The following is a 12,926-nucleotide window of genomic DNA, read 5'->3' on the forward strand; positions in this document are numbered from 1 at the left end:
CCTGGTCCAGGGATTCTAACAGACCATTCTGCAGAATCAAAAGCGCCCGGCTTTTTGGCCGGGCGCTCCGAGTTGCCTGAGATTCCGAATTGTCTGGACGTGTTTAAGCGCCGCGCATCAGACAGCCGGCGGCCAGCACGATGTAGGCGATGACGACAATCCACACGGAAGGCAAAGGGATAAACGCAAGAACGCCAAGCGCGGCGAGAACGCCGATGATGGCGATGACAAGGGATATGATAAAAATAAGCTGGGTAGGTGCACTGAGATTCATGTCCGTCCCTCCTCAACATGATTCGTACAGCGGCATAGTATCAGTCGCACGGTCACACACCAATGAGCGCAGCGGCTTGCCGGATTGGCCGGCAGCTTTCCGGCGAGAAAACAGGCGGCTCCAGAACGCGCACCCCCGTTTGCGCCAGGCCGATTCCGCGCTACCTTCCGAACGAATCGGAAGGGGCTGATGGCGATGGGATTGCTGGACCAGATACGCTCGATTTTCGACGGCGACCCCGGCGTGCGCAAGGTGGCGGACGATCCGGTGCTGTCGGCGGAGCTACTGATGCTGTTCCGCATGATCCTGGCCGATGGTTCGATCAGCGAAAGCGAAATGACCGCCTTCAGGCGTATCTGCCGGGACGCCTTCGGCATTCCCGAAACCAGCGTCGACAGCGTCATCGAATACCTCAACGAATTCGGCTACGAGACCAACGGCTCCCAGGCCATCGCGCAATTCCGCGACCTCGATGTCGAGCGGCGCAAGCTGCTCGCCCGCCACATGGCGGAAATCGCCAAGGCCGATTCGCAACTTGCCGGGAGTGAGATGCAGCTGCTACGCCGCACCCTCGACCTGCTTGAAATCAGCCCTGCCGATGTGGTCAAGCCGCAAGGCTAACGGTCGCCGCTCACCCTTGTTCCTGCAGTCGTTTCGCGATCGCCCGGTGCAAATCTGGAGCGGCGGCGACCAACGCCTTGGCCGCTGCGGATTGCGGGTGGTCGAGCACGTCGCTCGTCCTGCCGCGCTCGACGATCTTGCCGTCATGCATGACCATCACTTCGTCGGTGATGGCGCGGGCGACGGTCAGATCATGGGTGATGAACAGATAGGCGATGCCGAGCTTCTGGTTGAGGTCGGCGAACAGGTCGAGGATCTGGGCGCGGATCGAGACATCGAGCGCCGAGACCGGCTCGTCGGCGACGACCAGCTTCGGCCGCATGATGATGGCGCGGGCGATCGAAAGGCGCTGACGCTGGCCACCCGAAAACTCATGCGGATACTTGTCCATGTCGCCTGGTGAGAGGCCGACCTCGTGTAGCGCATGCGCCACCATCTCGCGTCGCGCGGCGGGCACCGGCTTCTTCTCCAGCACATGCAGCGGCTCGGCCACCAATCCCTCGACCTTCTGGCGTGGGTCGAACGAACCGTACGGGTCCTGGAACACGACCTGCATGTCGCGCCGTGCCGGCTTCAGCTCCGCCTCGCTCTTGCCGGTGAGGGTATCGCCGCGGAAGCGGATCGCTCCCGATGTCGGCCCGTCCAGCGCCAGGACCATGCGGGCGAGCGTCGACTTGCCGCAGCCGGAACGGCCGACGAGCGCCACCGACTGGCCGGGCGCCATCGAGAACGAGACATCGTCGACGGCGCGGATTGGAGCCGCGCGTTTCAACAGGGATGTGCGCCGTCCCGGATAATCCCGCGTTACGTTCTCTACCTGAAGCAGCGGTTTGGCCGATCCGCTGTCATGTGCGCGGGCCCGCGCCGGCACATGCATGGAGGCCTGCGCCAGCTGTCGCGTGTAGGGATGAAGCTGTTCGGACAGCGTGCGCGCGGTATCGCCGGCCTCCATCACCTCGCCATGGCGCAGGATGATGATGCGGTCCGCCATCTCGGTCACCACTGCGAGGTCGTGCGAGATCAGCAGAAGACCCATGCGGTTTTCCGCTACGAGGTCGCGCAGCAGGTCGAGAATCTGCGCCTGCAGCACCACGTCGAGCGCGGTCGTCGGCTCGTCGGCAATCAGCAGCTTGGGCTTCAGCGCACAGGCGATGGCGATGACGACGCGCTGGCGCTGGCCGCCGGAGAGTTCGTGCGGATAACGCGAGAGCGGGAATTGTGCTGCCGGCAGGCCGACCCGGTCCAGCATTTTTCGCGCCCGTTCCTCGGCGTCGGCGCGGCTCGCCCTGGTGTGCCAGCGAATACCCTCGGCGACCTGCTCGCCGATGGTTTTGACCGGATTGAGCGCTGTCATTGGCTCCTGGAACACCATGCCGATGTCGTCGCCGCGCAGCGCGCACATCTGGTCCTCGCTGGCGGCAAGGATGTCGATGCCGTCGAAGGTGATGCGTCCGCTGGTATGCGCCGCCCAGGGCAGAAGCTGCATCACCGTGAGCGCTGTCATCGACTTGCCGGAGCCGGATTCGCCAACCAGCCCCATCACTTCGCCCGGCGCGACGGAAAGTTCGATGTCTCTGAGGATACGGGTGCTGCCGATGGTCAGCGACAGCTTCTCGATTTCGAGCAGGCTCATCGCTGCCGCCGCGATTTCGGATCGAGAATGTCGGCAATGCCGTCGCCAAGCAGGTTCAGGCCAAGCACGGTGACGACGATCGCCATGCCTGGAAAGATCGCCATCCAAGGCGCCACCACCATGCGGGTCTGGGCGTCAAACAGCATGCGGCCCCAACTCGGCATTGGCGGCTGGGTGCCCAGCCCGACATAGGAAAGCCCGGCTTCGGCCAGTATGCCCAGCGCGAACTGGATGGTGCCTTGCACCAGCAGCAGCGTGGCGATGTTGGGCAGCACATGTTCGATGCTGATCAGCGTCCTGCTCTTGCCGGCGGCGCGGGCGGCGAGGATGAATTCGCGCGGCCAGATCGCCAGGGCGCCCGCCCGGGCGACGCGCGCGAACACCGGGATGTTGAAGATGCCAATGGCAATGATGGCGTTGAACGCGCCCGGCCCGAAGATGGCGGTGATCATAATTGCCGAAAGCAGCGCCGGAAAGGCGAAGACCAAATCGTTCAACCGCATCAGCACGTCGTCGGCGAAGCCGCCGCGCGCCGCGGCAAAGGCGCCGAGCGGTACGCCGACGCCCATGCCGATGCCGACCGCCACCAGCGCCACGGCAATCGAGTTGCGGGCGCCAACCATGATCATCGACAGGATGTCGCGACCGAAATGGTCGGTGCCGAACCAGTGCGCCAGCGACGGCGCCTGGGTCTTGTCGGAAATGACCAGCCTGGTGACATCGTAAGGCGTCCAGAAGAAGGACATGATCGCGACCGCCGCCACCAGTGCGGTGATGAAGAAGCCGGCGAGGAACGAACGGTTTCGAAACGCCTTGGCCAGGATGCCGGCAAGGTTCTCGTCGGGGATGTCGATGTGCAGCGTCATTGCCGGCCTCTCAGGCGCGGATCGACCACCGCATAGGAGAGATCGACAACGAAATTGACGATTATGACCGCGGCGACCAGCAACATGACGACGCTCTCGACCACGATCAGGTCACGCTGAGTGATCGCCTGGAACACCAGCCGGCCGAGGCCGGGCAAGTAGAAGACGTTCTCGATGATGATGGTGCCGGCAAGCAGGAAAGCGAATTGCAGGCCTAGAATGGTGACCACCGGGATCATGGCGTTGCGCAGCGCATGCCGCCACAAGACAAGGCGATAGGGCAGGCCCTTGGCGCGGGCGGTTCGGATGTAGTCCTCGTTCAGCACTTCGATCAGCGCCCAGCGGGTGACCCGGGCGAGGATCGCCGCCTGTGGCAGAGCGAGGGCGACCGCCGGCAGAAGCAGCGATTTCAGTGCCGGCCAGACGCCGGCGCTCCAGCCGGGAAAGCCGCCGCCCGGCACCAGCCGCAGCCAGACAGCGAACAGATAAATCAGCATCAGCGCAAACCAGAAATTGGGCACGGCGACGCCAAGCTGGGCGGCACCCATCGCGATCGTGTCGCCGGCCCGGCCGTGCCTGCTGGCGGAAAACAGTCCGACCGGAATGGCAATGACGGTGGACAGCGCCAGCGCCATCAGTGCCAGCGGCAGCGAGACGACGAGGCGCTCACGGACCAGATCGATGACCGGTACCGAATAGGTGTAGGAACGGCCGAAATCGAGGCTCAGCAAGCCGCCGGCCCAATGCAGATAGCGCAGCACGACGGGAGCGTTGAGACCCATCTGGTTGCGCAGCAATTCGATCTGGTCGGCGCTGGCGTTCAGGCCAAGCATCAGCCGCGCCGGGTCGCCGGGAATGATCTCCAGCACGGCAAAGACCACCATCGAGGCCAGAACCAGCGTGACGACGGCGATGGCGAGCCGCTTGAGGAGGTAGGCGGTCATGGACGTTGAGGAACCGCTGTGTTGGCGAACGCAAAAACCGGGCGAAGCTTGCGTTCCCGCCCACCCTTTGTGCCGGACATCTCCCCCTCAAGCGGGGAGATTGAGCCCTCATCGCCGCTTTCGCTAACCACTGGCGTTGCCAGGGCAGTGCCAGCGCGGAAACGGCCAGTCTCCCCGCTTGAGGGGGAGATGTCCGGCACAGAGGGGGGTGTGACGGAGTGCAACTTTCGCCCCTTCTGTCAGCGCCTCAATCCGTCCACTTCACCTTGGTCAGGTCGTTGGCCTGGATCGGGGCGTTTTCCCACAGGCCCTGCAGTTTGGCGTCCCAGACGCCGACCTTCGGCAATTCGTACAGGAAGCCGACCACGGCGTCATCTGCCAGGACCTTCTGCGCCTCGCCGAGCAGCGTCGTGCGCTTGGCCTCATCGGAGGTAAGGTTCAGCTCCTCGATGATCTTGTCGAAGGCCGGATTGTCGTAATTGAAGTAATAGTCCTTACGCGAATAGATATCGATGTCGTTAGGCTCGGTATGGGAAACGATGGTCAGGTCGTAATCCTTCTTGGTGAAGACCTGGTCCAGCCATTGCGCCCATTCAACCGGTATGATCTCGAGATCGATGCCGATTTCGCGAAGCTCGGAGGCGATGATCTCGCCACCGAGCCGCGCGTAGGAGGGCGGCGGCAGCTTGAGCGTCGCCTTGAAGCCATTCTCCAGGCCGGCTTCCTTCAGCAATTCCTTGGCCTTCTCCACATTGTGAGGATAGAGGCCGGTGAGGTCGACATAGGCTTTGCTGGCGGGCGACATGTGCGAGCCGATCGGCACGCCGAGGCCGGCCGAGGCGCCGTCGATGATCGCCTTGCGATCGAGCGCAAAGGAAATCGCCTGCCTGACCTGCAGCTTGTCGAAGGGCGGCTTCTTGTTGTTGATCGACAGGATGGTTTCACCCTCGGTCGAGCCGATCACCACCTTGAAGCGTGGGTCGTCCTTCACCTGGGCGACGCTGTCGGGGTCGAAGAACGGAAAGGCCTGAACGTCGCCGGAAAGCAGCGCCGGAACGGCGGCGGCGGCATCCGGAATGATGCGGAACTCGGCCTTGTCGAGGAATACCGGGGCGCCCCAGTAACTGTCCGACTTGACCAGCGTGATCGATGAGCCCTTGGCCCAGTTCTGGAACTTGAATGGGCCGGTGCCAACAGGCTTTTCCTTGTTGGTGTCGGCTGTCTCAGGCGCCACGATAACCGCGTCGCCCCAGCCCATATTGTAGAGGAACGAGCCTTGCGGGTTCTTCAGCGTGACCTTTACCGTCGCGGGATCGACAACCTCGACCTTGTCGATGGCGGCAAACAGGCCCTTTTGCGCGTTGACAGAATTTTCGGCGCGGGCACGGTCGAGCGAGAATTTCACGTCGTCGGCGTTGAAGTCGGTGCCGTCATGGAATTTCACGCCGGTATGCAGCTTGAAAATGTAGACCTTGCCGTCGTCGGAAATGCTCCAGCTTTCCGCGAGATCGGGCAGCACCTCGCCGTTCGGGCCGATGCGGGTCAGGCCCTCGAAGACATTGGCATAGAGTACCTCGTCGATTGCCGCGGCGGCACCCGCGGTCGGGTCGAGATGCGGGGGTTCGAGCGTAATGCCGATGACCAGGTCGGTGCGCGCGGCCATCGCCGAGGTTCCGGCGGCCAACGCCAGCGCCGCGGCGGCCAGAATGGTTTTCCACAATTTCATCGTGCAACTCCCCATGTCTAAAACACGTGCTCAAACCCGGCCGGATAGAAGCGTGAATTCGCCGCCGAGTAAATTGCGTTTCGTCCCGTCGGCGGTCGCCGGGAGGAATGTTTTTTCGCCCAAGGCCGGATCATCGCGGGCCGGCGTCCCTCAGCAGAACGTCGAGGCCGATCGCCATCACCTTTGCCGAGTCCAGCATATCGGCAATGCCGACCCATTCATCGGGCCGGTGGGCGAGATCGAGGATGCCCGGGCCATAGGCGATGCAGTCATAGATGTGGCCGATACGGGCGATGTGCTTCTGGTCGTAAGTGCCGGGCGAAATCACGTAATCCGGTTCGCGGTCGAATATCTCCATGATGCCTTGCGCGACCGCCTTAACCACCGGCGCGTCGCGCTCGGTCATCAGCGGCAGCACCTCCATCAGATCGCGGATTTCGTAGTCGAACTTTTTGCGCTCGCGCTTCAGCCGTTCGAGGATATCGGTCACCTCGCTCTTGACCGTAGCGAGATCCTCTTCGAGCAGGAAGCGGCGGTCGATGGTCAGCCGGCAGGAATCGGGCACGTTGGGCGAGGGCAGGCCGGGCCGGAAATCCTCCGTCTGGCCGCCATGGACCGAGTTGATGTTCATGGTTGAGCGTTTTGCGCCTTCGGGCACGACCGGCATGCACGTCATCTTGCGGTCGAGCGCCGGAAACAATTCGTCCTCGAAGGCGCGCAGCACGGCGCCCATATGGCGCACCGCATTGTCGCCGAGGAACGGCATCGAGCCGTGCGCGATCTCGCCCCTGGTCTCGATCTCCGCCCACCAGACGCCGCGATGGCCAAGGCAGATGCGATCCTTGTTGAGCGGTTCGGGAATGATGACGTGGTCGACCTTCGGCCTGGAGAAATAGCCGAGCTTGGCCAGATGCGCGACGCCGCCAAAGCCGCCGGACTCCTCGTCGACCGTGCCTGAAATCTCGATGGCGCCGGGAAAATCGGGAAAGACCTCCATGAAGGCTTCAGCGGCGATGATCGAGGCGGCAAGCCCGCCTTTCATGTCGCAAGCGCCGCGGCCATAGACCTTGCCATCCCTGACGATGCCGGCGAATGGATCGAGACTCCAGCCGTCGCCGGGCTCGACGACGTCGATATGCGAATTGAAGTGCACGCAAGCACCCGGCGCCCGGCCATCGAAGCGGGCGACGACATTGACGCGCGGGTAATGGTCAGTGTCGCCAGGCGTGCCCTCGGCACGGATGAATTCCGTCTCAAAACCACGCTTCTTCAGCCGCGCGCCGATATATTCGGCACATGGCCGATAGGCTTCGCCGGGCGGATTGATGGTCGGAAAGCGGATCAGATCCGCAGTCAGTGCAACCAGATCATCGGCTCGGTCATCGATAGCCTTGAGGAGCCGTTCGTTCGGTTCGTTCATTCGGCGAATTGAGCAGCGGATGAGGGGGTTTTGCAAGCCCGATGGCGAATTGCCAGGCGATTGCGTGTCGTTACGGCAACTATTGCGGGAAATCGTTCAAATTCGCTGCTTGGGATTGGTGAAATCGTCAGGGAGTAAGTGTTAGCTCGCTGGCTTGCCATCAAAACGCTGGGGAACAGCGTGAGGGCAGGCAGGCAAGGGGCATCAAAGGGGTTTGATTGCATGAAAAACACTGTTCTCATGGCAGCTGCATTAGTAGCGATGCTGTTCGGTTCGTCGTTCGAGAGCCGTGCGGCCAGCCTGGTCGCGAACATCGATATTTCCTCGCAGACGATGACGGTAAGATACGGGCTGTCGTATTACCGGTGGAGCGTTTCCACCGCCCGCAAAGGCTACATCACGCCACGCGGCAGCTATCGTCCACAGCGGACGGCCCGGATGTGGTATTCGCGCAAATACGACATGTCGCCGATGCCCTATTCGGTGTTCTTCCGCGGCGGCTATGCCATCCACGGCACCGGCGCGATCCGGCAATTGGGGCGCCCGGCATCGCATGGCTGTGTGCGTCTTCACCCCAGCAACGCGGCCGCATTCTATTCGATGGTGCGCAAAGCCGGCTTCGGCAATACGCGGATCCTCGTGACGAATTAGGGTCTGCTCCTCGGCCCGCAACAAAAAACCCGCCGGAGCGGCGGGTTCGTCGGAGCCAAATAGCACCATAGCGAAATTAGTAGCATAGCTGCCGGCACAAAGCAAGAACAAAATAAGGCTTGTGCCCGAAAAAGATGGTGCGCTCAGGCGGCTTTGTAGCGCATTGTCGCCGGCCGACGCTTTTTGCGGCCGCTGATCTCCCAGCGCTTGTGGAACCACATCCACTGGCCGGGGTCTTCGCGCACCCAGCGCTCGACCACGTCGTTGAGAAGCTGGGTGGTGGCGGGGACGTCGACACTGCCGCCGGCGGTGCGCGGCAAGGTGAGCTTGTCCTCGATCTCTAGCCGGAAACGATTGTTCGGCAAGCGCACGCAGCGCGCCGGGTAGACATCGCAATCGTAGTGCCGCGCCAGGGTGCCGAGGACCCGGTTGCTCTCGCAGGGGCGGCCGAAGAATGTCGTCTCGAGCCCGCCGGTGAATTTCTGGTCGACTAGCACGCCGATATTGCCGCCCTTCTCCAGGACGGCCGCAAGCGCGAACGAGGCACCGGTCGAAGACGGCAGCAGCGATCCCATGCTCGAGCGGCGGGTCGAGAGGATGTAGTCGGCGAGGTAAGGGTTGTTGGGCGGGCGAAACAGCGCCGTGATATTCATGCCGAAAGTCGCCGCCGCCACCGGCAGCAGTTCGAAATTGCCGAGATGCCCGGTGAAGACGATATGCGGCTTGTCCTCGCCCGCGATGCGCACGAAATGCTCCACGCCCTTGACCTCGACGCGGCCTGGCTTCGTCGCAGTGGGATCGTAGTCGAACAAAGCATCGAGAAAAATGTATTCGGCGGCCAGGCGGGCCATGTTGCCCCACATGTCGGAAGCGATCGCTTCGATCTCGGCATCGCTTTTTTCCGGATAGGCCTGGCGCAGATTGTCGACCGCAACCTGATGGCGCGCCACCCAAGGGCCGATGCGGCGGGCGGCGCGGTCGGCAAAATTGAGCGCGCTGTCGGGCGGCAGCAGGCGCAGCGCGGAGATGATGATCATCGCGACCCGCGCGACCAGCCAGTAATTGAACTGGCGAAGCCGCCTGCCATAGCGGAATCCCAGGTCCCTGCGGATCTTCTTGAAGGCGTTGCCGATCATTCTCAGCCGACGCGCAGGATGATCTTGCCGAAGACGTCGCGGCCTTCCATGCGTTTCAGCGCCGCATCGATGCCGTCGAAGCCGACCTCGGTGTCGATCACCGGCGCGACCAGGCCCGCCGCCATCTTCTGCATGGCGTCGGCCATGTTTTCCATGCGGCAGCCGAACGAGCCGAGCAGCTTCAGCTGCTGCTGGAACAACTGCATCAAATTGATCTGCGTCGACACGCCGGAGGTCGAGCCGCAGGTGACCAGCCGGCCGCCGCGTTTGAGGCACAGCATGGACGCGGCAAAGGTGTCGGCGCCGACATGCTCGAACACCACGTCGACGCCCTTCTTCTTGGTCAGCTTGCGCACGACGCCCTCGAAGCGGTCGTCGCGGTAATTGATGACGTGGTCGGCGCCGAGCGCCTTGGCCTTGTCGATCTTGTCGTTCGAGCCGACGGTGGTGATGACCGTGCAGCCCATCTTCTTGGCCAGCTGAATAGCGGCGGAGCCGATGCCGGAGCCGCCGGCATGGACCAGTATCGTCTCGCCGGGCTGCAGCCGGGCATTGTCGAACAGCATGTGCTCGACCGTGCCGAAGGTGACAGGCGCCACCGCCGCGCCGATTTCGCTCACGCCTGGCGGGGCGGGGACCAGAAGGCGCGCCGGCAAGTTGATCTTTTCCTGCGCAAAGCCGTCGAGATGGAAGCCGTGGACGCCCGAAACATGCTCGCAGAGATTGTCACGGCCTTCGCGGCAGGCGCGGCAAAGCCCGCAGGTGCGGGCGCCATAGATCGACACCAACTGTCCGGGCAGGAGGCTGGAAACGCCGGGGCCGACCGCCTCGACCTCGCCTGAGGCTTCGGCGCCGACGACCAGCGGCAGCTTGCGCTTGGCGAAAGCCATGCCGCGCCAGCCCCAGACGTCGATATGGTTCAGCGCCACGGCCTTGATGCGCAGCGTCACCTCGCCGAGCGACGGCGGCGGCGGTGGCGGCAGGTCCACCGTTTCAAGCCGGCGATCCTCGATAAGTTGCAATGCGCGCATGCCAGATCCCAGGTTGCGCAGGACCGAGAACCGTTTCGGAAAGGACCATGCGCACGACAAAAGTGCTAGAGCGGAACGGTCGCTTAGACCGGTTCCCGCGCCATGACAAGGCAGGTGTTCTGGCCGCCGAAGCCGAAGGAGTTCGACAGGACGGTGCCGACCTCGGCGTTGCGCTTGGTGTTCGGCACCACGTCGAGCACGATCGCCGGGTCGGGATTGTCATAGTTGATGGTCGGCGGAATGACGCTTTCGCGCATCGTCATCAGCGAAAATGCGGCCTCGACGGCACCGGCAGCCGATAGGGTATGGCCGATCATCGACTTGTTCGACGAGACCGGCATTGATGAGATCCGCTCGCCGAATACCGTCGACAGCGACAAGTGCTCCATCTTGTCGTTTTCCGGCGTCGAGGTGCCATGGGCATTGACATAATCGATCCCGTCCTCGCTCAAGCCGGCATCGGCAAGAGCGGCGCGCACCGCCGCGATCGCCGGCGAACCGTCCGGCTTGGAGCGGGTGCGATGGAAGTCGTCGGCCTTTTCGCCGCAGCCGCGCAATATGCCGAGAACGGTGGCGCCGCGGGCCAGTGCTGCCTCCAGCGATTCCAGCACAAGGGCGCCCGAGCCTTCGGCCAGCACGAAGCCGTCGCGGTCCTTGGAGAAGGGTTTTGAGGCCTTTTCGGGGATGTCGTTATGGGTGGAGAGCGCGGACAGAAGCGAGAAGCGGATCAGCGCCTCGGCGGTCGCCGAGCCGTCGGCGCCGATCGACAGCGCCCTGTCGCATTCGCCGCGGCGGATCGCCTCGACACCGAGCTGGATCGCCGTGGCGCCCGAAGCGCAGGCGGTCGACAGCGTGATCGGCAGGCCACGCGTGCCGAAACGGTCGGCAAGCCGGTCGGCGATCGAGCCGAACTGGGTGGTCTCGAAGATGTCGAGTTCCCTGAGGCCGCGCGCTACCCGCAGCAGCCTCTCTGCACCGGTGTCGTGCGTGTCGGAATTGTAGAGCGAAAAGCGCTCGCTCCAGTCGAGCTCGACCGGCGGCGAAGCGAGGAAGAGCGGTCCGCCGAAATCGCCGGCATCGAGGCCGGCCTCCGACATCGCTTCCTGGGCGGCGGTTTCGGCAAGCTCATAGGTGAGAAGACTGGCGCCCTTGGAACTCGACGGCAGGAAATCGACCATGCCGGAGATGCGGGTGTTGAGATGATCGACCGGGAAGCGGGTGATCGGATGGATGCCGGATTTGCCTGACGTAAGTGCCGCCCAATTGTCGGCTTTGCCGACACCGAGCGACGTCACCACGCCGATGCCGGTGACCGCGACGATAGGCCTGCCCATATGGTCGTTCAGATTGGCCATTTGTTGTCCAAAAACCTGTTTCTCTTGCAGCAATCGGATCGCCCGAAACCGCATCACACTTTTCGGTCCGATGCTCTAGGCGGCTTTGATCAGCGCCATGCCCTCGAATTGGTGATAGCCGATCGCCGTTGCAAGGACGGTCTTCGGGACGCCGGAAAACGGTTTTTCGACTGTGGCGTCGAAGACAGGGTAGGCCGCCTTGCGGTCGACAGCCAGGGCCGCCAGCGCAACGGCAAAGGGGAACTGCGCTTCCTTCATGTGGCCGGTCAGCGTCGAAAAGCCGCGTGCGGCGATCGCCGGATTGGCCTCGAGTGCCGATTTCTCGGCGGCGGTCGCGGCATGGGCGCCCGAAGCGCCGGAGATCGCCAGCAGTTCGCCGTCCGGCAATGCGGCTTGCTTCAACAGCGCGGCGATCTCACCGGCGAGTTCGCCCCGCCGTCGCCTGGCGCGACCGGACAGGACCGGGCCGAGTTCCGCGTAGATCTTCCGGCCACGGCTTTCCGCGTGCTCGCGCTGCTCCAGGACGAGAAACGCGCCGCCGGATCCGGTCACCACACCGCCGCCTTCGGCGCCTTGCCTCTGCCAGACCGGCCGCCACGCGCCGCGATGCAGGTAGCCGGCCAATTCATAGCCGAGCAGCATGTCGGAATGTTCGGTCTGGAAAGCGCCGCCGACCAGTATATGCGTCGACTGGCCGGAGCGGATGCGCGCGGCCGCCGTCTCGACCGCGGCAACGCCCGCACCTTCCTCGCCCATGAAGGTGCGAGAGGAGCCTGTCACCTTGTGGACGATCGAGATGTTGCCGGCGAGCAGGTTGGAAAGCTGTGCCAGAAACAGCGTCGGGCGCAATTCCGTGGTCAGCTTCTCGTTAAGCAGCACGTCGCGGTCATTGCGGCTTTCCGATGCCGCGAGAATGGCCGCATCGACCGCCTCGTCGCGCTCGCCGCCGCCGGCGGCCACCACCATGTCCATGGTCGCGCAGAGTTCGTCATTGCCCTTGATGCCGGCATCGTCGAGCGCAAGGCCGGCCGCATAGGTGCCGAGCCTCTGCCAGGTCTCCATCTGCCGCTGGTCGCCGCGCTTGGCGATCTGCAGGTTCCAGTCGATCTCCGGTAGCGGATGGACCGTATAGGGCGAGAAGCGCGAGGCCTCCAGAACCGGCTCAAGGCGCGGCTGGACAAGCTTTTGCCAATGCGCATCCGGACCCTCGCCCAGCGACGAGACAAGGCCGATGCCTGATATGACGACGTCGTGGGGGTTCATTGGGGG

Annotated in this window: 12 protein-coding genes; 2 read left to right on the forward strand and 10 right to left on the reverse strand. The window is 63.5% G+C overall.

All coding sequences use genetic code 11. The features are described from left to right. Positions 1-103: 103 nt before the first annotated feature. Positions 104-274, reverse strand: coding sequence for a hypothetical protein (locus tag NKH78_RS12690; RefSeq protein ID WP_352777477.1), 171 nt, complete (start codon positions 272-274; stop codon positions 104-106). Positions 275-463: 189 nt separating this feature from the next. Here NKH78_RS12690 and NKH78_RS12695 point away from each other — a divergent pair, with 189 nt between their 5' ends. After that, positions 464-895, forward strand: a complete 432-nt coding sequence (locus NKH78_RS12695; RefSeq protein ID WP_352777476.1) for a tellurite resistance TerB family protein — start codon at positions 464-466, stop codon at positions 893-895. 10 nt (positions 896-905) lie between these two features. Here the strand turns inward: NKH78_RS12695 and NKH78_RS12700 are convergent, their stop codons facing one another. The 5 genes from NKH78_RS12700 to NKH78_RS12720 all read right to left on the reverse strand — a co-directional run bounded on the left by NKH78_RS12700 (position 906) and on the right by NKH78_RS12720 (position 7,484). Next, positions 906-2,528: an ABC transporter ATP-binding protein gene (locus NKH78_RS12700; RefSeq protein WP_352777474.1), complete on the reverse strand. Its 1,623-nt coding sequence runs from the start codon at positions 2,526-2,528 to the stop codon at positions 906-908. Then, on the reverse strand, positions 2,525-3,394 hold the full coding sequence (locus tag NKH78_RS12705; RefSeq protein WP_352883009.1) for an ABC transporter permease: 870 nt from the start codon (positions 3,392-3,394) through the stop codon (positions 2,525-2,527). The genes NKH78_RS12700 and NKH78_RS12705 overlap by 4 nt, the downstream gene beginning before the upstream one ends. Beyond that, positions 3,391-4,338, reverse strand: coding sequence for an ABC transporter permease (locus tag NKH78_RS12710; protein ID WP_352883011.1), 948 nt, complete (start codon positions 4,336-4,338; stop codon positions 3,391-3,393). Before NKH78_RS12710 ends, NKH78_RS12705 begins: the two co-directional genes overlap by 4 nt. A 247-nt stretch (positions 4,339-4,585) precedes the next feature. Continuing rightward, a complete protein-coding gene (locus NKH78_RS12715) occupies positions 4,586-6,064 on the reverse strand; it encodes an ABC transporter substrate-binding protein (RefSeq protein WP_352737198.1) in 1,479 nt (492 codons plus the stop codon). Between the two features lie 130 nt (positions 6,065-6,194). Further along, entirely contained in the window at positions 6,195-7,484 is a 1,290-nt protein-coding gene (locus NKH78_RS12720; protein WP_352737197.1) for an acetylornithine deacetylase/succinyl-diaminopimelate desuccinylase family protein, read from the reverse strand. Between the two features lie 222 nt (positions 7,485-7,706). On the opposite strand from NKH78_RS12720, the gene NKH78_RS12725 reads away from it, so the two are divergent. Beyond that, on the forward strand, positions 7,707-8,135 hold the full coding sequence (locus tag NKH78_RS12725) for a L,D-transpeptidase (protein ID WP_254818202.1): 429 nt from the start codon (positions 7,707-7,709) through the stop codon (positions 8,133-8,135). A gap of 143 nt (positions 8,136-8,278) precedes the next feature. Here the strand turns inward: NKH78_RS12725 and NKH78_RS12730 are convergent, their stop codons facing one another. The 4 genes from NKH78_RS12730 to NKH78_RS12745 all read right to left on the reverse strand — a co-directional run bounded on the left by NKH78_RS12730 (position 8,279) and on the right by NKH78_RS12745 (position 12,920). Next, positions 8,279-9,271: a lipid A biosynthesis lauroyl acyltransferase gene (locus tag NKH78_RS12730; RefSeq protein WP_352737196.1), complete on the reverse strand. Its 993-nt coding sequence runs from the start codon at positions 9,269-9,271 to the stop codon at positions 8,279-8,281. Positions 9,272-9,273: 2 nt separating this feature from the next. After that, positions 9,274-10,302 carry a zinc-binding dehydrogenase gene (locus NKH78_RS12735; protein ID WP_352477635.1) on the reverse strand — a complete coding sequence of 343 codons (1,029 nt, stop codon included), beginning with the start codon at positions 10,300-10,302 and terminating at the stop codon, positions 9,274-9,276. Between the two features lie 83 nt (positions 10,303-10,385). Beyond that, positions 10,386-11,657, reverse strand: coding sequence for a beta-ketoacyl-ACP synthase (locus tag NKH78_RS12740; RefSeq protein WP_023676464.1), 1,272 nt, complete (start codon positions 11,655-11,657; stop codon positions 10,386-10,388). A 75-nt stretch (positions 11,658-11,732) separates the two neighbouring features. Then, the gene (locus NKH78_RS12745; RefSeq protein WP_352737195.1) at positions 11,733-12,920 is read right to left on the reverse strand and encodes a beta-ketoacyl-ACP synthase; all 1,188 of its coding nucleotides are present in this window, start codon (positions 12,918-12,920) and stop codon (positions 11,733-11,735) included. Positions 12,921-12,926 lie beyond the last annotated feature (6 nt).

It is taken from the genome of Mesorhizobium sp. M0910, assembly GCF_040319465.1.
Taxonomy (GTDB): domain Bacteria; phylum Pseudomonadota; class Alphaproteobacteria; order Rhizobiales; family Rhizobiaceae; genus Mesorhizobium.

Excerpts from the sequence above, each read along its gene's own strand:
- NKH78_RS12690 (WP_352777477.1), bottom strand. The coding sequence starts at position 274 with ATGAATCTCAGTGCACCTACCCAGCTTATTTTTATCATATCCCTTGTC.
- NKH78_RS12695 (WP_352777476.1), top strand. The coding sequence starts at position 464 with ATGGCGATGGGATTGCTGGACCAGATACGCTCGATTTTCGACGGCGAC.
- NKH78_RS12700 (WP_352777474.1), bottom strand. The coding sequence starts at position 2,528 with ATGAGCCTGCTCGAAATCGAGAAGCTGTCGCTGACCATCGGCAGCACC.
- NKH78_RS12705 (WP_352883009.1), bottom strand. The coding sequence starts at position 3,394 with ATGACGCTGCACATCGACATCCCCGACGAGAACCTTGCCGGCATCCTG.
- NKH78_RS12710 (WP_352883011.1), bottom strand. The coding sequence starts at position 4,338 with ATGACCGCCTACCTCCTCAAGCGGCTCGCCATCGCCGTCGTCACGCTG.
- NKH78_RS12715 (WP_352737198.1), bottom strand. The coding sequence starts at position 6,064 with ATGAAATTGTGGAAAACCATTCTGGCCGCCGCGGCGCTGGCGTTGGCC.
- NKH78_RS12720 (WP_352737197.1), bottom strand. The coding sequence starts at position 7,484 with ATGAACGAACCGAACGAACGGCTCCTCAAGGCTATCGATGACCGAGCC.
- NKH78_RS12725 (WP_254818202.1), top strand. The coding sequence starts at position 7,707 with ATGAAAAACACTGTTCTCATGGCAGCTGCATTAGTAGCGATGCTGTTC.
- NKH78_RS12730 (WP_352737196.1), bottom strand. The coding sequence starts at position 9,271 with ATGATCGGCAACGCCTTCAAGAAGATCCGCAGGGACCTGGGATTCCGC.
- NKH78_RS12735 (WP_352477635.1), bottom strand. The coding sequence starts at position 10,302 with ATGCGCGCATTGCAACTTATCGAGGATCGCCGGCTTGAAACGGTGGAC.
- NKH78_RS12740 (WP_023676464.1), bottom strand. The coding sequence starts at position 11,657 with ATGGCCAATCTGAACGACCATATGGGCAGGCCTATCGTCGCGGTCACC.
- NKH78_RS12745 (WP_352737195.1), bottom strand. The coding sequence starts at position 12,920 with ATGAACCCCCACGACGTCGTCATATCAGGCATCGGCCTTGTCTCGTCG.